The following is a 19,629-nucleotide window of genomic DNA, read 5'->3' on the forward strand; positions in this document are numbered from 1 at the left end:
GCACTATCCATGTCCAAATCCCTCTTCTCCCTGCTGGCCGCGGCCGGATGCCTGGCTTGCGCGGCAGGCAGCGCGCTGGCGGCCGACGCCGTACCTGCACCGGCAGCGCCCGCGCCAGACTGGACCAACACCGGCAATGTGACGCTGGTGTCCGACTATATTTTCCGCGGCATCTCGCAGACGCAGGCCAAGCCGACGGCGCAAGCCACGCTGGACTTCACCCATGTCAGCGGCTTCTATCTCGGTCTGTTCGGTTCCGGCGTTTCGCACGCGGCCTATAACAACGGCAGCGGTTCGGAGATCGACGTCTACGGCGGCTATCGCTATCCGCTGAGCGAGGGCAATAATATCGACGCCGGCCTGGTCACCTACTGGTATCCCGGCGCGCATTATGCGGCGGGCGGCAAGGACATCAAGTACCATACGCAGGAGGCCAAGCTGGGCGTGAACATCGGCGCCTTCAATGCCTACGCCTGGGTGGCGCTGAGCGAGTACTGGTTCGGCTTCGCGGTACAGCCGGACAGCGGCAAGCTGGCCAACACGCGCGGCACCGCATATGCCGAAGTGAACTGGAATCCCGAACTGATGCCGGGCCTGGTGCTGAACCTGCACGCGGGCCGCCAGCAAGTGCGCAACATGAGCGATTTCAATTTCTTCGACATCAAGGCGGGCGTGACCAAGACGGTGGACGTTTGGGCGTTCACGGCGGCGGGGACCTACAACAGCGGCGACGCCAGCAAGAACGGCACACCTTTGTGGACCTTCTTCAACGCCGACGGCAGCGGCAAGAACGTGGCACAGAAGCGCCTGGTCGTAACCGCCTCGCGCAACTTCTAGACCACCTGCAGCATCGGGAGACGGCAATGAGCAGCTTTGCACATACGGTAGGCAGCAGGACATATCAGTTCCGCGACCTGAAGGACTTGATGGCGAAGGCCACGCCGGCGCGTTCCGGCGACTATCTGGCGGGGCTGGCGGCGGCCAGCGCCGAGGAACGGGTGGCGGCGCAGATGGCGCTGGCCGAGCTGCCGCTGTCGCTGTTCCTGAACCAGATGGTGGTGCCGTATGAGCAGGACGAGGTGACGCGGCTGATCATCGACGATCACGACCGCATTGCCTTCGCCCGCATCGCCCACCTGACCGTGGGCGACTTCCGCAACTGGCTGCTGGGCGACGCCGCCGATGAAGCCGCGCTGGCCTTTGTTGCCCCCGGCATCACGCCGGAGATGGCGGCGGCCGTTTCCAAGATCATGCGCATCCAGGACCTGATCCTGGTGGCGAAGAAATGCCGCGTCGTCACCCGCTTCCGCAACACCATCGGCCTGGCGGGCTGCATGTCGACGCGTTTGCAACCCAACCACCCGACCGACGACGCCACCGGCATCGCCGCCAGCGTGCTGGACGGCCTGCTGTACGGCAGCGGCGACGCGGTGATCGGCATCAACCCGGCCACCGACAATGTGCCGCAGGTGATCAAGATCGTCACCATGCTCGACGAGATCATCGACCGCTACGGCATCCCGACGCAATCGTGCGTGCTGACCCATGTGACCAACACCATCGCCGCCATCGAGCGCGGCGCGCCGATCGACCTGGTGTTCCAGTCGATCGCCGGCACCGAGGCGGCTAACGCCAGCTTCGGCATCAACCTGGCCTTGCTGGCGGAGGCGCAGCAGGCCGCGCTGTCGCTGCAACGTGGCACGGTGGGCAACAACGTCATGTACTTCGAGACGGGGCAGGGCAGCGCGCTGTCGGCCAACGCCCATCACGGCGTCGACCAGCAGACCTGCGAGACGCGCGCCTACGCGGTGGCGCGCAAGTTCCAGCCGCTGCTGGTCAATTCGGTGGTCGGTTTCATCGGCCCCGAATATTTGTACGACGGCAAGCAGATCGTGCGCGCGGGGCTGGAGGATCACTTCTGCGCCAAGCTGCTGGGTCTGCCGATGGGCTGCGACGTCTGCTACACCAACCACGCCGAGGCCGACCAGAACGATATGGACATCCTGTTGACGCTGCTGGGTACGGCCGGCTGCACCTTCGTCATGGGCATCCCCGGTTCGGACGACATCATGCTCAACTACCAGACCACTTCCTTCCACGATGCGCTGTACGCGCGCCGCGTGCTGGGCCTGAAGCCGGCGCCGGAATTCGAAGCCTGGCTGAAGGAGATGGAAATCTTCACCCGCGACGACTACGTTACACTGGGCAAAGCGCTGCCGGCTTCCTTCCAGCGAGCGCTGGCCAGCCTGAAATAATGGGAACCAGAATGAAAGACGACGAGCACCTGCTTCCGGCCAGCCCCGCTGGCAACGATGGCGTGGTGACCACCAATCCGTGGGGATCGTTGCGGCGTTTCACGGCGGCGCGCATCGCGCTGGGACGCAGCGGGGTCAGCCAGCCGACCGCGCCGCAACTGGAATTCCAGCTCGCGCATGCGCGCGCGCGCGACGCCGTGCACCTGGCGCTGGATCACACTGCGCTGGGCGATGCCTTGCAAACAGCCACGGGCTTGCCCTGCCTGGCGCTGCACAGCGCCGCCGCCAGCCGCGACATTTACCTGCAACGTCCCGACCTGGGCCGGCGGCTGGACGACGCGTCGCGCCAGGCGTTGCTGGCCCGCCCGCGCGAGTGTGGGAGTGACGGCGGGAGTGACGGCGCCGGCTACGACCTGGCCTTCGTCATCGCCGACGGCCTGTCCGCGCTGGCGATCGAACAGAACGCCTTGCCCTTCCTGAAGGTGATGATGGCGCGCCTGGCCGCCGAATCGTGGTCGCTGGCGCCGCTGTCCATCGTCCGCCAGGGGCGGGTGGCGGTGGGCGACGAGGTGGGCGAGTTGCTGGGCGCGCGCGCGGTGGTGGTGCTGGTCGGCGAACGACCCGGCCTCAGCTCGCCGGACAGCATGGGCCTGTACCTGACTTGGGCGCCGCGCACCGGCCTGACCGACGCCGCCCGCAATTGCATCTCGAATGTGCGTCCGGCGGGCTTGACCTACGACGACGCAGCCTTCAAGCTTCACTACCTGCTATCCGAATCGCGCCAGCGGCAATTGTCCGGCGTCGCGCTGAAGGATGAAACAGCCTCCGACAACACCATGCTGGACGCGCCGCAACGCAACTTCCTGCTCGACCTCGATTAGTCGGCAGGCGGACGTCCCGCCAGAGCGACTAGTGAGAAAGCGACAATGAGCCGTACCGGCCGACTTTTCCTGTTGATGGACGCGATGCGCGGCTACCGCCGTCCCGTCACCGCCGCCCGTTTGGCCGAGCAGCTGGGCGTATCCGAACGCACTATCTACCGCGACATCCAGACGCTGTCCGGCCTGGGTGCGCCGCTGGAGGGCGAGGCCGGGGTCGGCTACATGCTCAAGGCCGGTTTCTTCCTGCCGCCGCTGATGTTCGGCGCCGACGAGCTGGAGGCCCTCGTGCTGGGTGCGCGCTGGGTGCGCAGACAAGGCGACGAGGCGCTGGCCGCCGCCGCCAACAACGCGCTGGCCAAGATCGCCGCCGCCTCGCCCAAGGACCTGCGCGACGACATGGCCGAGACCAGCCTGTGGGTGCCGCTGTACCAGGACCAGGACAGCGCCAGCGACGTCCACGTGCGCCCGGTGCGCGAGGCGATCCGCTACCAGCACCGCTTGCGCATGGCCTACCAGGATGAGCACGGCAAGCCGTCGGAGCGGGTGGTGTGGCCGTTCGCGCTGGCCTTCATGGAGGGTAAGCGCTTGCTCGCCGCGTGGTGCGAGCTGCGGATGGCCTTCCGTCACTTTCGCATCGACCGCATCGCGGAGGTGGAATCGCTGGGCGTGCGCTATCCGGCGCGCCGCAGCGACCTGCTGAAAACCTGGCGCCAGCAACACAACCTGCGCGAAGACTACTGACAAAAACTGTCGCAGGCCGGTCGTACGATGAAGTTCTCAACCCACCCAACGGAGACTTCACATGCGCCTATACCACCACCCCGCCTCCTCCAACTCGCGCCGCGTCATGCTGGCCGCTCTGCACATGGGCACGCCGTTGGAGCTGACCGAAGTAAACCTGATGAGCCAGGAGGACCGCCGCCGGCTGGAGGTGCTCAATCCCAACAGCAAGGTGCCGGTGCTGCAGGACAGCGACTTCATCCTGTGGGAATCCTGCGCCATCATGCAATACCTGGCCGACCGCACCCATGGCCAGACGCTCTACCCCGACAACATCATGGCGAGGGCCGACATCAACCGCTGGATGCTGTGGGCGTGCCAGCATTTCTCGCCGGCGCTGGGCATTATCGTCTGGGAAAACATCTGGAAGGGCATCACCGGCGGCGGCGTTCCCGACCCGGCCGAAGTGGCAAGGGGAGCGCGGCAGGTCGCGCAATTTGGCGCCGTGCTGGAGCAGCATCTGGCGGGGCGCGAGTGGGTCGTGGGCGACAAGCTGAGCCTGGCGGACTTCGCGCTGGCCGCGCCGCTGATGTATACCGAGCAAGCTAAGTTGCCGGTAACTCAATATCCGAAGATGATGGCGTGGCTAGCCCGCATTCAGCAGCTGGATGCGTGGAAACAATCGGAGCCGGTGTGGTGATGGAAACTTGTGTCCATATGTGAACTGGCGCACAGAGCGGGCGGGGCGGGGCGAGTATTCTGGACTTGTCTCCTCTGGAGGAGATCCCTAGTTTTGGACTTTGCCCGCTCCCCAGCGGGCTTTTTTTTTGCTGCGAACCCCGAACCGAGGCGGGGTCTGACCCCGCATGGGGTCAGACCCCTGTGGCCGCAGTGCGGGTTAAAGCATCAGCACCGCGTACAGCGACTGCACTTCCAGCGCCGATTCGCTCATGATGGCGTGCAGCGTGCCTTCGCCGACCACGAAGTCGATGGTGCGCGCGCCTTGCAGCGTGGTCGCGCCCGGACGCTGGTACAGCGGCGAGTGCACCGGCGACAGGTCATTGGCCAGCAGCAGCGTATCGCCCAGGGTTTCCGGCGGCAACGCCCGCAAACCCACCCACATCGATTCGATCGCCCTGTAGACGCCGTCCGGCACGTCCAGCTTGGTCATCACGCCGCGGCCGATTTCCACCTCGCCGTGCTCGACCCAGTCCTCCGGTTCGCCGTCCATCACTTCCGGGAAGTCGCCGGCGCAGGACAGCATGTAGAAGCCCGCCACCTCGTGCATGATGCCGGCAAACAGCGCCGTATCCGGGTCGACGTGCGTGACGCGGCGCGCGATGACCTGCGACAGGGCCGCCACGTGCGCCGTGTGTTCCCACAGTTGATTGATTTTGGCTTGCAGTACGGGATCGGTGACCTGGCTGCCGATCTGGCGCACGATCAGCGCCGCCACCAGCGATTGCAGGGTGCGCACGCCGAGCCGCTGCACGGCCGCGCGCACGCTGGAGATTTCAGTACCGGATCGGTTGTAGGCCACCGAGTTGGCGATGGCGACGCTGCGCGCCGCCAGCAACGGGTCTGCCTGTATCAGTTTTGCCGCCGCCTCGGTGTGGCAATCGGGATCGCTCAGCGCCTGCTGCAAGCGCAGCGAGGCGTTGACGTTGACCGGGAACGAGAGCTCCCCCCGGCTCGCCTGAGCAGCAATAGTCTTGAAGGCGTCGAGTCTGTCCATTGCAAAAAATTATACTCGGAATATTGCCGTGTGGCACTTCTTCTGAAAATACTTTTCCGCGGCACAACAGACCGCCTTCAGCGGGATTACTGCTCGCTGAAGATGGCGTCGCAGCCGTCCTGGGTGGCGTCGGTGTCTTGCAGTTCGTCGGTCAGGCCCAGGTCGAACAGCTCTTCGATGGCGTTCATGAAGCTGTTGTGCTTGGTCGCGCCGATCAGGCGGTAGATCTCGCCGTCTTCGTTGCGCACGCCGATGATCAGCTTTTCCTGGCGGACTTCGTCAGGGGTGGACTGGTTCAGCAGCAGGTTGCCGATAATGTGTTTGTCGAATTTGGCAGGCTTTTTGCCTTCGAGCAGAGTCGTTTTCAAATGATTTCCTTGGTTGAGTCGCAGGTGGACGGGCATTCGGTATGGCCGGCCATGATTACAGTTTTAAGATCGCTCAGGGTTTTTTCAAGGGCGGCGTAGTCGTCTTCGCTGTAATGCGCGAACACTTTCCCGCTTTCCTTGACGACCGCGGGGAAGACCGTGCAGAACACCTGCTCGCCCTCCGCCGTCAGCCGGACAAAGAAGGAACGTTTGTCGCAGTCGTTGCGCTGACGCTCCACCAACCCTTTTTGTTCCAAGCGCTCGATCACGCCGGTCAGCGTACCCTTGGTGATCAGCGTCTTGTCGCCCAATTCTTTATAGGACATGCCGGGCGTATTGCCCAGCGTGGCGATGATATCGAACTGGGCGTGCGTCAAGCCGCTCTGGCGCACGTACTGGCCAGAGAGCCGCTCGTAGCTCTGTAAGCAATCGGCCAGCAGCCGGATGCTTTTCAAAAATCGTTCACCCATAGACCGGGATTATAGCCGGTTCGCACCGGCAATCTTGGCCGGTACTATAATGACGGACGCACATTCATAATAAAAAAACCATGCCTCAACACTTGCGCGGCATCGCCGCTTTGCTGATCGTGACCCTGGTATGGGGCACGACTTTCCCCGCGATGAAGGACATGACCGGCTACCTGTCGGCCAGCTGGATCGTGCTGTGCCGCTTCGCGCTGGCCGGCCTGCTGTTGCTGCCGTTTATGTGGCGCGCCAAGTGGAACGATATCCGCTGGGGCATCATCGCCGGCGCGGTGTTGTTCCTGTGCTACGTGTTCCAGATCGAGGGGCTGGCGCTGACCAGCTCCAACCGCAACGCCTTCGTCACCGGCTTGAACGTGCTGGTGCCGCCGCTGCTGGGCGTGCTGATGGGCGCGCGGCTGGAGCGCCGCATCGTCGTCGCGCTGGTGCTGGCGCTGGCCGGCCTGTTCGCGTTGTGCTGGGAGGGCAGCTTCACCTGGGGCCGCGGCGATACGCTGGCGCTGCTGTGCGCGCTGTTCTTCGGCATCTACGTCAAGTTGATGGAAACCACCACCCGCAAGGTCGAGAAGCTGATGGTGCTGACCGCCTCGCAGATCCTGACGGTGGCCGTGTGCGCCGCCGCGTGGCTGCTGATCCGCGAAGTGCCGCTGGGCTTTGCCGAGCGCAGCCAGGACTTGCCGGACTACGTGAGCTACATCTGGAAGGGCTTGCAGATGTACGGCCTGAACCTGGTCTACCTGGGCGTGGTCGCCACGGCCGCCATTATTTCGCTGCAAACCTGGGGCCAGAGCCACAGCAGCGCCAACGAAGCGGCCGTGATCTACGCCTTCGAGCCGGGCTGCGCGGCAATCTTCGCGTATTTCTGGCTGGGCGAGACGCTGGCCTGGAACGGCTTGCTGGGCGCGGTGCTGCTGATTTCCGGCATGATCGTCAGCCAGTGGAGCACCGAGCGGCCCGCCTCCGTGCTGGCTCCGGAGTAGGCGTCTTATGTCTTTCGATAATTTATCCCGCGTCACGCAAGAGCGGCCGTTGCGCATGCTGCTGGTGAACGCGGGCGAGGCCGATGCGATCACCTGGGCCGGCCTGGTGCAGCCGCTGCGCCTGGCAGCCGCCGCGCTGGGCCGCGACGTGCTGCATCTGGAAACCATGACGCCGGCGCAAGTGGTGCTGGCGCAGCCGGGCTGGCCGCCTCACAATCCCCACCTTGCCTTGCTGGTGGCCGACGAGGGGCAGTCGCCGCTGGCGCCCGAGTTGAGCCGCGCCGTCATCGAACGCTGCCGCTCGGCCGAATACTGGGGCGGCGTCGGCGCAGGCGTGCTGTGGCTGGCCGCCGCCGGCTTGATGGCGGGCGTGCGCATCGCGCTGCCGTGGGCACTGTACGCCGACACGGAAGGCATCTCCGAGCGCGCCATCCTGACCCCCCATCTGTTCGAGCTGGACGGCCGCCACCTGAGCTGCTGCGGCGGCGCCGCCAGCATCGACTTCTCGCTGACCCTGATCGAGCACCTGTTCGGCGCCACCGTGCAGGCCGGCATCAAGGAAAGCCTGTGCATCGAGCGCGTGCGCGGTCATGAGGAGCGCCAGCGGGTCGCCCTGCAGGCGCGCTTCGGCGCCTTGCAGCCGCGCCTGTCCGAGGCGGTGACGCTGATGGAAACCAATATCGAGGAACCGCTGTCCACCGACGACATCGCCAATCTGGTCGGCCTGTCGCGCCGCCAGCTGGAGCGGCTGTTCAAGCAATACCTGGGCAGCCTGCCGTCGCGCTACTACCTTGAGTTGCGCCTGCAACGCGCCCGGCAGTTACTGTTGGAAACCAATCATTCCATCGTGCAGGTCGGACTGATGTGCGGATTCTCGTCCGGCTCGCACTTCTCGACCGCCTTCGGCGCCCTGTTCGGCAATACCCCTCGGGAGGAAAGGCAGCGCAAGCTGATGCCACCTGTATAGACTGGTTGTTCTGACAAGCTTACTTTGCGGCCAAAAGTGAAAATCCTTGTCGCCATTTGAAAAGAGTTTTAGCATGCCGCTTTTTATAATGGGTCCACGCGGTGCTGTGCCGCGCCTTACCCAACATTGATAGGGAATGCCATGAACGCCAAGCTCGATACGACCGTAACCACCCGTCCTGTAACTCGTCAGACCTTTGATGAAGTTCTGGTGCCAACCTATGCACCAGCAGCGATGGTACCGGTCCGAGGCGCTGGTCTGGACCTGTGGGACCAGAATGGCAAGCACTACCTGGACTTCACCTCCGGCATCGCCGTCGCTTCGCTGGGCCATTGCAACCCGATCCTGGTCGAGGCGCTGACCCGCCAGGCCAACACCCTGTGGCACCTGGGCAATGGCTACACCAATGAGCCAGTGCTGCGCCTGGCCACCGCGCTGACCGAAGCGACCTTCGCCGACCGCGCCTTCTTCTGCAACTCCGGCGCCGAAGCCAACGAAGCCGCGCTGAAGCTGGCCCGTAAGTACGCCCACACCAAGTTCGGCGCGCACAAGTCGCGCATCGTGTCGTGCTACCAGTCGTTCCACGGCCGCACGCTGTTCACCGTGTCGGTCGGCGGCCAGTCGAAGTACACCGAAGGCTTCGAGCCGCTGCCGCCGGCGATCGACCACGTGACCTATAACGACATCGAATCCGCACGCGCCGCCATCGGCGACGACGTCTGCGCCGTGATCGTCGAGCCGCTGCAAGGCGAAGGCGGCGTGGTGCCGGCCGACAAGGCCTTCCTGCAAGAGCTGCGCGACCTGTGCACCAAGACCGGCGCGCTGCTGATCTTCGACGAAGTCCAGTGCGGCATGGGCCGTACCGGCGAGCTGTTCCACTACATGACCTACGGCATCACCCCGGACATCCTGACCTCGGCCAAGGCGCTGGGCAACGGCTATCCGATCGGCGCCATGCTGACCACCGACGAACTGGCCAAGACGCTGGGCGTAGGCACCCACGGCACCACCTATGGCGGCAACCCGCTGGCCGCGACCGTGGCGCTGACGGTGCTGGACACGATCAACCAGCCGGCCTTCCTGGCCCGCGTCAAGGAAGCCAGCGCCAAGCTGCGTTCGACGATGGAGAAGCTGGTGGCCGATTACTCGCAGGTGTTCACGCTGGTGCGCGGCGCCGGCCTGCTGCAAGGCCTGGTCGTGACCGATGCCTGGAAAGGTCGTTCGAAAGACATCCAGCGCGCCGCTGAAGCCAATGGCCTGATGGTGCTGATCGCCGGCATGGACGTGCTGCGTCTGGCCCCGGCGCTGATCGTCACCGACGCGCAGATCGCCGAAGCCGACCGCATCCTGCGCCTGTCGCTGGACGGCATGATCAAGGCTGCTTAAATAGCACCTACGGCGGCGGACCTGGTTCCGCCGCCTTTCATTTCAGCCCGGTGCTTTGTGCTCCGGGCTTGTGCGTTAATCTGAGGAGTTCCCATGTATGTAGTCCGTCCGGTAGAACTTGCGGATATTGCTGCCCTCGAAGCGCTGGCCGCAGTGACCATGCCGGGTGTGCACACCTTGCCGAAAACGCGCGAGAAGATCGCCGACATGATCGAGCGTTCGATCGCCTCGTTTGCCGCGCACGTCGACATCCCCAGCGAAGAATCCTACCTGCTGGTGCTCGAATCGCCGCAGGACAAGACCATCGTCGGTACCGCCGCGATCTTCGCCGCCGCCGGCTCCAACGGCACCTATTTCTCCTTCCGTAACGACGTGATCCAGCAGGTATCGCGCGACCTGAACATCAGCCACAGCGTGCACGCGCTGACGCTGTGCTCCGAGCTGACCGGCTATTCGCAGCTGTCGAGCTTTTACGTCGGTGAACGCGAACACGGCACGCCGGAAGCGGCCCTGCTGTCGCGCGCGCGCCTGATGTTCGCCGTGCTGGCGCCGCACCGCTTCGCCGACCGCTTCTTCGTGCCGCTGGCCGGCGTGACCGACGCCGACGGCGGTTCGCCGTTCTGGGATGCGCTGGGCCGCAAATTCTTCAAGATGGACTTCCTCGACGCCGAGCGCGTCATCGGCGGCGCGCGTAACCGCACGGTGATCGTCGAACTGATGCCGCACTATCCGGTCTACGTGCCGCTGCTGCCGGGCGACGCGCAGGCGGCCATGGGCCAGATCCATCCGTCGGGCGAGCTGGCGTTCAACCTGCTGACGGCCGAAGGCTTCGAAGCTGACGACTACATCGACATCTTCGACGGCGGCCCGATCCTGCAAGCGCACAAGAATTCGCTGCGCACCTTCAACGGCGCGCTGCAACGCCGCGTGACCACCGCCGCCGAATCGCCGGACCGTGGCCGCGAACCGCAACTGCGCTACGCCGTATCCTCCGGCTCCGAACACAACTTCCGCGCCGTGGTCACGCATTGCTCGGCGCTGGAATCGCAAGTCAATGTGGCGCTGACGGCCGACGTGCTGGAAGCGCTCCAGATCGCCGAAGGCGATACCGTCATCTGCGTCAGAATCTAAGAGTGGACCAACTATGCTAGTAGTACGCGCAATTACAGCCAACGACCTCGACGCCCTGTACGTGATGGCCACGCAGGTCGGCAGCGGCATGACCACCCTCAAGCCGGACATGAAGATGATGGGCGACCGCCTGGCGATCGCCGTCGCCTCGTTCGCCGAAACCATCCCGCCCGAAAAGCGCGACTACATGTTCGTCATGGAGGACACCGACAACGGCCGCATCGCCGGCGTGTGCGCGATCAAGGGCGCGGTCGGCCTGACGGAGCCGTTCTACAACTACCGTATCGGCACGCTGGTGCACTCCAGCCGCGAGCTGGACGTGTTCACCCGCATGGACACGCTGTACCTGTCGAACGACCTGACCGGCAGCACCGAACTGTGCTCGCTGTTCCTGGCGCCGGACTACCGCACCGGCAACAATGGAAAGCTGCTGTCGAAGAGCCGCTTTCTTTTCATCGCCCAGTTCCCGCACCTGTTCACCGAAAAGCTGATCGCCGAGATGCGCGGCTACCAGGAGGAGAGCGGCCGCTCGCCGTTCTACGAAGGCCTGGGCCGCCACTTCTTCAAGATGGACTTCGACCACGTCGACGACCTGACCGCCGTCGGCAAGAAGTCCTTCATCGCCGAACTGATGCCGCGCCAGCCGCTGTACGTGGCCTATCTGCCGGACGATGCGCAGCAAGTGATCGGCAAGGTGCACATGTCGACCGCGCCGGCGCGCCGCCTGCTGGAGCAGGAAGGCCTGTACTTCGAAGGCTACGTCGACATCTTCGACGCCGGTCCTGTGCTGCAGGCGCGCGTGTCGGAACTGCGCGCCATGCGTGAAAGCACGCTGGCCGAAATCGGCCTGACGACGGACTGGGATTCGGCCTGCGCGCCGGAATCCGCCGCCGCCGAACCGATGCTGGTGTCGAACACCACGCTCAAGGATTTCCGCATGATCCTGTCGCAATCGGTGCCGGTCAACGGCGCCATCGCGCTGCCGGAAGCCGAACAAAAACTCCTGCACTGCCATACCGGCGATACCGTGCGCACGCTGACCCTTAATTTGAGGAAGAATCCACATGTCTAAAGCACTGAGCAACTTCATTAACGGCGAGTGGCTTGCCGGTAGCGGCGCCGAACTGGTCACCATCGATCCGTCGAACGGCAAGCAGACCTGGGCCAGCAATGAATCGACCGCGCAGGACGTGGCTCACGCCTGCGCCGCCGCGCGCGACGCGTTCGAAGCCTGGGCATTGACGCCGCTGGCCGAGCGTATCGCCGTCTGCACCCGTTTCCGCGATCTGCTGAAGCAAGACGCGGAAGAGCTGGCGCTGCTGATCGCCGAAGAAGTGGGCAAACCGATGTGGGAAGCCCGCACCGAAGTGACCACCATGGCCAACAAGATCGACATCTCGGTGCAGGCCTACGGCGCGCGCACCGGCGAGACCCAGAGCAAGGTCGCTGACGGCGAGGCCGTGCTGCGTCACCGTCCGCACGGCGTGTTCGGCGTGTTCGGTCCTTACAACTTCCCCGGCCACCTGCCGAACGGCCATATCGTGCCGGCGCTGATCGCCGGTAACACCGTGGTCTTCAAGCCGAGTGAATACGCGCCACGCACCGCCGTCAAGACCGTGCAGCTGTGGGAAAAGGCTGGCGTACCGAAGGGCGTGATCAACCTGGTCAACGGCGGTCGCGACGCGGGCGTCGCGCTGGGCCAGAACGAGCTGCTGGACGGTGTGCTGTTCACCGGCAGCTGCCAGACCGGCACCGCGCTGCACAAGCAGTTCGGCGGCCAGCCAGGCAAGATGCTGGCGCTGGAAATGGGCGGTAACAATCCGCTGGTGGTGTGGGACGTCAAGGATATCGACGCCGCCGTGTTCATGGCGATTTCGTCGGCCTTCATCTCGGCCGGCCAGCGCTGCACCTGCGCGCGCCGCCTGATCGTCAAGCAAGGCGCAGAGGGCGACGCGATCATCGCGCGCCTGGTCGACGTGGCCAGCCGCCTGACCATCGGCGCCTCCGCCGCCGAGCCGGCGCCGTTCATGGGTCCTGTTGTTTCTGCTGCCATCGCCAAGCGCCTGGTGCAGGCGCAGGCCGACATGGTCGCCAAGGGCGGCAAGAGCCTGCTGGCGATGCGTCAGCTGGTTGAGAACACCGGCTTTGTCAGCGCCGGCATCGTCGATGTCACCGACGCCAAAGGTATTCCGGACGAAGAGTGGTTCGGCCCTCTGCTGCAGGTGATCCGCGTGGCGGACTTCGACAGCGCGATCAAAGCCGCCAACGCCACCGAATTCGGCCTGGCTTCGGCACTGATCTCGAATGACGAAAACCTGTGGAAGATCTTCCAGGTGCGCGCACGCGCCGGCATCGTCAACTGGAACCGTCCGACCACCGGCGCCGCCAGCAGCGCACCGTTCGGCGGCGTGGGCAAATCGGGCAACCATCGTCCGAGCGCCTACTACGCGGCCGACTACTGCGCCTACCCAGTCGCTTCGATCGAAAACAATGTACTTGAAATGCCTGCGAAACTGTCGCCGGGCATGCACTTCTAAGGAACTGACATGCGCGCACGCGAATTCAACTTCGACGGCCTGGTAGGCCCATCGCACAACTACGCCGGTCTGTCGTTCGGCAATGTGGCCTCGTTCAGCAACGTCAAGAGCGCTTCGAATCCGAAGCTGGCGGCGCTGCAAGGCCTGGCCAAGATGCGCGCGCTGGCCGCGCGCGGTTTTGGCCAGGCGCTGCTGCCGTCGCAGGACCGTCCGAATTTCCGCCTGCTGCGCAGCATCGGTTTCACCGGCAGCGATGCCGAGGTGCTGGCCAAGGCCGCCAAGGAATCGCCGGTGATCCTGGCGTGCGCGTATTCGGCCTCGCCGATGTGGACCGCCAACGCGGCCACGGTCAGCCCATCCGCCGACAGCGCCGACGGCCGCACGCACTTCACCGCCGCCAACCTGAATAACAAGCTGCATCGCGCCTTCGAGCACGCGCAGTCGGCGCGCTCGCTGCGCGCCATCTTCAAGGACGAGAAGCACTTCGCCGTGCATGATGCGCTGCCAGGCACGCCGGCATTCGGCGACGAAGGCGCGGCCAACCACACGCGTTTGTGCAAGGACCACGGCAGCGCCGCCGTCGAGATGTTCGTCTACGGCCGCACCGAGTTCGACGCCTCGGCATCGGCGCCGAAAAAATACCCGGCCCGCCAGACGCTGGAAGCGTCGCAGGCGGTAGCCCGCCTGCACGGCCTGTCGGCTGAACGCACCGTCTACATCCAGCAGAATCCGGACGTGATCGACCAGGGTGTGTTCCACAACGATGTGATCGCGGTCGGCAACGGCAATGTGCTGTTCTACCACGAGCAGGCGTTTGCCGACGAAGCGGGCGCGCTGGAACAGCTGCGCCGCGCGATGGGCGGCGTCGGCGCGGAGCTGAACGCGATCCGCGTCGATACCGCCAAGGTGTCGGTGGCCGACGCGGTGCACAGCTATCTGTTCAACAGCCAGCTGCTGAGCAAGGACAACGGCAAGATGGCGCTGGTGATTCCGCAGGAGTGCGAGGAAAACGTCGCCGTTGCGGCCTATCTGCAAGGTTTGGTCGCCAGCGGCAACGCGGTCGACGAACTGATTCACTTCGACCTGCGCCAGTCGATGCGCAACGGCGGCGGCCCTGCGTGCCTGCGCCTGCGCGTGGCGCTGACCGACGCCGAAGCGGCGGCCATGCATCAAGGCGTGGTGATGACCGAGGCGCTGTACCACACGCTGGTGGCATGGGTGGAGAAGCACTACCGCGACCGGCTGGAACCGTCCGACCTGGCCGATCCTGCGCTGGCGATCGAAGTGCACGCCGCGCTGGAGGACCTGAGCCGGATTTTGGGCTTGCCCGGACTGTATGATTTGTAAAACACCATCTCGCCCCCATATGGGGATTTGGTGTCTAATAGCGCTCAACCCAGCCGCGCAGCCACAAGCCGGCGCGGCGCCTGCAACATAAAATACACATAACGTATTGGAGAAGCAACGATGAAACAAATGCCACAAGACCTGCGTAAACAAACGCTGGAATTGGTCAACGCCAGCAAGCCGGCCAGCGACAGCACGCAAGTCGCCGCGCTGATCAACGCCTGGCTCGGTTCCCTGGACGACGAAGACCTGGCCGGCACCGTGCCCGATAGCCTGGCGCCGGTCCTGTGGGATGGTTTCACTCAAGCTTCCAAGCGCACCGGCTCCGGCGCGCAGATCGCCAAGCTGCGCTACGCGGATGGCCGCGGCGGCATGGCCACCGCGCTGCTGGTGCTGAACGACGACGTGCCTTACCTGGTCGATTCCATGGTCATGGCGATGCGCAAGCTGCGCGTGGGCGTCAACGGTGTATTGAACTCGGTGCTGCCGGTTGCGCGCAGCGCGGACGGCGTTGTCACCGCCGTTGGCCAGGCCGGCGCCAAACTCGAATCGTATGTCCTGTGCCTGCTGTCCGAAGACCTGCCTGAAGCGGAAATCGGCATGCTGGTCGAGCGCCTGGAAATGGTGTCGCGCGACGCCGCCGTGGTGCGCCGCGACAAAGCCGCGATGCAGGAACACTTCAGCCGCATCGGCGCAGAAGCCGCCTCGCATGGTGAAGAAGGCAAGGAAGTCGCCGCCTTCCTGGAATGGGCCAAGACCGAAGGCTTCGAGCCGTTCGGCTACGCCTACTACCAGGTCAAGCCGGGCGTGCGCGAACTGGAACGCGACATCCCTAGCCGCATCGGCGTGCTGCAGGATACCTCGCATCCGGTCTACGGCACCTGCCTGGCCAATATCCCTGGCGATTTCGACACGCTGTCGAAACGCGCCCACACGCTGTCCATCGTCAAGGCCGACGTTGAGGGCACGCTGCACCGCGACCAGCAGCTGGACTTCATCGGTATTCGCCACACGGACGCGCAAGGCGCGATCCTGGGCGAGTACTGCTTCGTCGGTCTGTTCACCCGCGCCGCCACCGCGACGCCGCTGAACCGCCTGCCGTTCGCGCGTGGCCGCGTGGCCAAGGTGCTGAGCATCGCCGGCGTGCGCCAGGAAGGTTTCCGCGCCGAGAAATTCATCGAGATCCTGGAATCGCTGCCGCGCACCGAAGCGCTGGAAGCGGAGCCTGAATGGCTGGCCGAAGTCTGCGGCGCCGTCGTATCGCTGTACAAGCAGCCGCGCACCAAGGTGTTCGCCCGCCGCGACGTGTACGCGCGCCACCTGAACGTGCTGGTCTACCTGCCGCGCGAGCGTTACAGCGCAAGCGTCGCTTCGTCGCTGGCCAAGGCGCTGCAAGCCAGCTCCGGCGCGCAGTATGTCAGCTCGCAGACGCTGGTGGCCGACGGCCCTCTGGCTCGCGTGTACCTGATCGCCCACGCCGCGCGCTATCCGCTGGACCTGGAAACCGACATCCAGCAGCCGCTGTTGTCGGTGCTGGACGGCTGGCACGACCAGTTCTCCGCGCTGGCCGACGCCGTGCCGGACGTGCCGCTGCGCGCCAGCCTGCGCAAGATGTGCGCCGCGCTGCCGATCGACTACGTCGCCACCACCGCGCCGGAAGCTGCCTTCCACGATCTGGGCACCATCCTGCGCAACACCGATCCGTCGCGCGTGGACGTGCGCGTGGAAACCGTGGCCGATGCGACCACCATTCGCCTGTATTCCGTCGACCGTGTACCGTCGCTGTCGACCATCCTGCCTGCGCTGCACAACGCTGGCGTGGCGATCGACCGTGAACAGGCGCACTCGCTGCGCGTGGACGGCCAACGCCACTTCGTCACCAGCCTGTCGGTGGATGCCGCCAGCGCCGCCAGCCTGGCCAAGGCCGACATCGTGCCGGTCGCGCAGGAACTGTTCGCGGCATTGTTCAACAACGAAGCCGAAGACGGCCGCCTGAATGGCCTGGTCATCGAAGGCGGCTTGAGCGTGCGCCAGGTACAACTGGTGCGCGCCTACATGAGCTACTGGCGCCAGACCGGCAGCCGTTTCTCGGTGCGCTACATCGCCGAGACGCTGCGCAAGCAGCCGGTGGTCGTCAAGCAGCTGGTGGACGCGTTCCTGCAACGCTTCAACCCTGCGCTGGATGCCGCCACCCGCGCCGCCGCACTGGATGCGCTGGCCGGCATCAAGAGCCGCCTGCCGGCGATCAACCACGCCGACAGCGAAGAAGTGCTGGGCGCGATGACCGACCTGATGGTCGCCACGCTGCGCACCAACTACTTCCAGAATAACCAGAAGGGCGACAAGATCATCTTCAAGTTCGACACCAGCAGCCTGTCGCTGGTGCCGGAACCGCGTCCATTCCGCGAGATTTTCGTGTTCTCGCGCCGCTTCGAAGGCGTGCACCTGCGCGGCGGCCCGGTCGCCCGCGGCGGCCTGCGCTGGTCGGACCGCATGGAAGACTACCGCACCGAAGTCCTCGGCCTGGTGAAGGCACAGATGGTGAAGAACGCCGTCATCGTGCCGGCCGGCGCCAAGGGCGGCTTCGTCTGCAAGCAGATGCCGAAGGACGCCGTGCGTGAAACCATCGCGGCCGAAGGCGAGGCGGTGTATCGCCTGTTCATCGCCAGCCTGCTGGAAGTGACCGACAACCGCGTGCTGGGCAAGATTGTTTCGCCGGCCGATACCATCTGCTACGACGAAAACGACCCGTACCTGGTGGTGGCCGCCGACAAGGGCACCGCGACCTTCTCCGACATCGCCAACGGCATCGCCGTGCAGCGCGGCTTCTGGCTGGGCGACGCGTTCGCATCGGGCGGCTCGAACGGCTACGATCACAAGAAGATGGGCATTACCGCCAAGGGCGCGTTCGAAGCCGTCAAGCGCCACTTCTACGAAATGGACCACGACATCCACGCCACGCAAGTGACGATGGTCGGCGTGGGCGATATGTCGGGCGACGTGTTCGGCAACGGCGCGCTGCTGTCGCGCAAACTGAAAATCGTCGCGGCCTTCGATCACCGCCACATCTTCCTTGATCCGAACCCAGACATGGAAAAATCCTTCGTCGAACGCGAGCGCATGTTCGCGCTGCCGCGCTCCTCATGGGACGACTACGACAAGGAACTGATCTCGGCAGGCGGCGGCGTGTACCCGCGCAGCGCCCGCAGCATCGAGCTGTCGCCGCAAATCCGCGCCGCGCTGGACATCGAGGAAACCTCGCTGCCGCCGGAAGAGCTGATGCACCGCATCCTGCTGGCGCCTGTGGACCTGTTCTACAACGGCGGTATCGGTACCTACATCAAGGCATCGACCGAATCGCACGCACAGGTGAAGGACCGCGCCAACGACAACATCCGCGTGGACGGCAACCAGCTGCGCTGCAAGGTCGTTTCCGAAGGCGGCAACCTGGGCGCGACCCAGGCCGGCCGTATCGAGTTCGCGCTGGCCGGTGGCCGCATCTTCACCGATGCGATCGACAACTCGGCCGGTGTGGATTGCTCCGACCATGAAGTGAACGCGAAGATGTGGCTGGACGTGGAAATGAACGCCGGCCAGCTGAGCGAAGCAGACCGCAACCGCGTGCTGAACGAAATGACCGCCGACATCGAGCGTCTGGTCCTGCGCGACAACACGCTGCAAACGCAGCTGCTGGTACGCGAAGCGCAGGCGCAGAACGACGCCGCCGTGCAGGATGGTTATGCCGCGCTGATCGCATCGCTGGAAGAAGAGGGTGCGCTGTCGCGTGAGCTGGAGCAGCTGCCATCGGTGGCTGAACTGGCGCGCCGCAAGGCCGACGGCCGTTGCCTGACCACGCCGGAACTGGCGGTGGTGATCGCCAACGTGAAGAACCGCTACAAACGCATTCTGTCGGCGCTGCCGCTGACGGACCTGAGCTGGGCCGAGTCGGTGCTGAAGCCGTACTTCCCGGATCTGCTGGTGGCTACCCGTCCTGCGCTGGCGCATCCGCTGGCCAACGCCATCCTGGCGACCGTGCTGGCCAATGAATCGGTCAACCGTTGCGGTCCGCTGATGCTGCGCCAACTGGCCGGCGAGCATGGCGTGGATGAATCGGATGTCATCCTGGCGTGGGGCCAGGCATGGTCCGCGCTGAACCTGGCGCCGATCTTCACGACGCTGGATGCGGATGCGCTGAAGGTGCCGCGCGCCGTGTCGATCAAGGTCGATGCGCGTACCCGCGTGCTGCAAAAATCGGTAATCGAAGGCGTGCTGACGGTGCCTGCCGACCAGCTTCGCGCCGGTGTCGCCGAGTTGACCAAGCTGTTCGCCAAGCCTGAAACGCTGGCGCAGCTGACGCCGGCCGACGGCCAGTCCGATGCGGACATCACCTCCGGCCTGCGCGCCGAATTCGTCCAGGCCTGGAAGGCTGTCGAGGCGATCGATGCGGTGGCGGCGTTTGTGTTTGCTGCGCTGTCGGTATCGCGTCCGGAAGGCATGGACCTGCCGGCGTTCCTGCAGGTTGGCCTGGCGCTGCGCGCGCAGGTCGGCATCGATACGCTGGAGCGCGGCCTGAAACTGCCGGCCACTACCCGCTCGCAAGAGCAGCTGCGCAGCTACGCACAGAACGCGCTGCGCCGCACGCAGCAACGCTTGCTGTCGCAGGTGCTGCAGCACGCGACCGGCGGCCATACTGCGGCGGAAGCGGTGGAAGTCGTGGCCAACACGCTGGGCTTGTCCGGCTACGCGGCGGCGACCGATCTGGAACAGGCGATGCTGGACGTTTGGGCTTTGTCCGAAGCGACCAACGCAGGCAACGCGATGCTGGCGGTGTAAGTAG

The 19,629-nt window shown here is 64.9% G+C and carries 16 protein-coding genes; 13 read left to right on the forward strand and 3 right to left on the reverse strand.

What is annotated here, in order from left to right:
- The first annotated feature begins 9 nt into the window (after positions 1-9).
- The 5 genes from RUGAMON1_RS16315 to RUGAMON1_RS16335 all read left to right on the forward strand — a co-directional run bounded on the left by RUGAMON1_RS16315 (position 10) and on the right by RUGAMON1_RS16335 (position 4,556).
- Positions 10-837 (forward strand): TorF family putative porin, encoded by an 828-nt coding sequence (locus tag RUGAMON1_RS16315; RefSeq protein ID WP_445231487.1) that lies wholly within the window; start codon positions 10-12, stop codon positions 835-837.
- A gap of 26 nt (positions 838-863) precedes the next feature.
- Positions 864-2,255, forward strand: a complete 1,392-nt coding sequence (locus tag RUGAMON1_RS16320; protein ID WP_445231488.1) for an ethanolamine ammonia-lyase subunit EutB — start codon at positions 864-866, stop codon at positions 2,253-2,255.
- 11 nt (positions 2,256-2,266) lie between these two features.
- Positions 2,267-3,136: an ethanolamine ammonia-lyase subunit EutC gene (gene eutC / locus RUGAMON1_RS16325; RefSeq protein ID WP_445231489.1), complete on the forward strand. Its 870-nt coding sequence runs from the start codon at positions 2,267-2,269 to the stop codon at positions 3,134-3,136.
- Positions 3,137-3,181: 45 nt separating this feature from the next.
- Positions 3,182-3,877, forward strand: coding sequence for a helix-turn-helix transcriptional regulator (locus tag RUGAMON1_RS16330; RefSeq protein ID WP_445231490.1), 696 nt, complete (start codon positions 3,182-3,184; stop codon positions 3,875-3,877).
- A gap of 61 nt (positions 3,878-3,938) precedes the next feature.
- A complete protein-coding gene (locus RUGAMON1_RS16335; RefSeq protein WP_445231491.1) occupies positions 3,939-4,556 on the forward strand; it encodes a glutathione S-transferase family protein in 618 nt (205 codons plus the stop codon).
- A gap of 198 nt (positions 4,557-4,754) precedes the next feature.
- On the opposite strand, the gene RUGAMON1_RS16340 is transcribed toward RUGAMON1_RS16335, so the two are convergent.
- The 3 genes from RUGAMON1_RS16340 to RUGAMON1_RS16350 form a co-directional block, all read right to left on the reverse strand.
- The gene (locus tag RUGAMON1_RS16340; protein ID WP_445231492.1) at positions 4,755-5,591 is read right to left on the reverse strand and encodes an HDOD domain-containing protein; all 837 of its coding nucleotides are present in this window, start codon (positions 5,589-5,591) and stop codon (positions 4,755-4,757) included.
- A gap of 86 nt (positions 5,592-5,677) precedes the next feature.
- Positions 5,678-5,959 (reverse strand): hypothetical protein, encoded by a 282-nt coding sequence (locus tag RUGAMON1_RS16345; protein ID WP_020700711.1) that lies wholly within the window; start codon positions 5,957-5,959, stop codon positions 5,678-5,680.
- Complete coding sequence (locus RUGAMON1_RS16350) at positions 5,956-6,429, reverse strand: MarR family winged helix-turn-helix transcriptional regulator (protein ID WP_445231493.1); 474 nt, start codon at positions 6,427-6,429, stop codon at positions 5,956-5,958. Before RUGAMON1_RS16350 ends, RUGAMON1_RS16345 begins: the two co-directional genes overlap by 4 nt.
- An 80-nt stretch (positions 6,430-6,509) precedes the next feature.
- Here RUGAMON1_RS16350 and RUGAMON1_RS16355 point away from each other — a divergent pair, with 80 nt between their 5' ends.
- The 8 genes from RUGAMON1_RS16355 to RUGAMON1_RS16390 all read left to right on the forward strand — a co-directional run bounded on the left by RUGAMON1_RS16355 (position 6,510) and on the right by RUGAMON1_RS16390 (position 19,625).
- Complete coding sequence (locus RUGAMON1_RS16355; RefSeq protein ID WP_445231494.1) at positions 6,510-7,424, forward strand: DMT family transporter; 915 nt, start codon at positions 6,510-6,512, stop codon at positions 7,422-7,424.
- Positions 7,425-7,431: 7 nt separating this feature from the next.
- Positions 7,432-8,391 carry a GlxA family transcriptional regulator gene (locus RUGAMON1_RS16360; protein WP_445231495.1) on the forward strand — a complete coding sequence of 320 codons (960 nt, stop codon included), beginning with the start codon at positions 7,432-7,434 and terminating at the stop codon, positions 8,389-8,391.
- Between the two features lie 141 nt (positions 8,392-8,532).
- Positions 8,533-9,777: an acetylornithine/succinylornithine family transaminase gene (gene astC, locus RUGAMON1_RS16365; RefSeq protein WP_445231496.1), complete on the forward strand. Its 1,245-nt coding sequence runs from the start codon at positions 8,533-8,535 to the stop codon at positions 9,775-9,777.
- 93 nt (positions 9,778-9,870) lie between these two features.
- The gene (gene astA / locus RUGAMON1_RS16370) at positions 9,871-10,908 is read left to right on the forward strand and encodes an arginine N-succinyltransferase (protein ID WP_445231497.1); all 1,038 of its coding nucleotides are present in this window, start codon (positions 9,871-9,873) and stop codon (positions 10,906-10,908) included.
- A 13-nt stretch (positions 10,909-10,921) separates the two neighbouring features.
- The gene (gene astA, locus RUGAMON1_RS16375) at positions 10,922-11,980 is read left to right on the forward strand and encodes an arginine N-succinyltransferase (RefSeq protein ID WP_445231498.1); all 1,059 of its coding nucleotides are present in this window, start codon (positions 10,922-10,924) and stop codon (positions 11,978-11,980) included.
- A complete protein-coding gene (gene astD, locus RUGAMON1_RS16380) occupies positions 11,973-13,445 on the forward strand; it encodes a succinylglutamate-semialdehyde dehydrogenase (protein ID WP_445231499.1) in 1,473 nt (490 codons plus the stop codon). The genes astA (RUGAMON1_RS16375) and astD overlap by 8 nt, the downstream gene beginning before the upstream one ends.
- 9 nt (positions 13,446-13,454) lie before the next feature.
- The gene (astB, locus tag RUGAMON1_RS16385) at positions 13,455-14,792 is read left to right on the forward strand and encodes an N-succinylarginine dihydrolase (protein WP_445231500.1); all 1,338 of its coding nucleotides are present in this window, start codon (positions 13,455-13,457) and stop codon (positions 14,790-14,792) included.
- A 120-nt stretch (positions 14,793-14,912) separates the two neighbouring features.
- Positions 14,913-19,625: an NAD-glutamate dehydrogenase domain-containing protein gene (locus RUGAMON1_RS16390; RefSeq protein WP_445231501.1), complete on the forward strand. Its 4,713-nt coding sequence runs from the start codon at positions 14,913-14,915 to the stop codon at positions 19,623-19,625.
- Positions 19,626-19,629 lie beyond the last annotated feature (4 nt).

It is taken from the genome of Duganella rhizosphaerae, assembly GCF_040364205.1.
Taxonomy (GTDB): domain Bacteria; phylum Pseudomonadota; class Gammaproteobacteria; order Burkholderiales; family Burkholderiaceae_D; genus Rugamonas; species Rugamonas rhizosphaerae.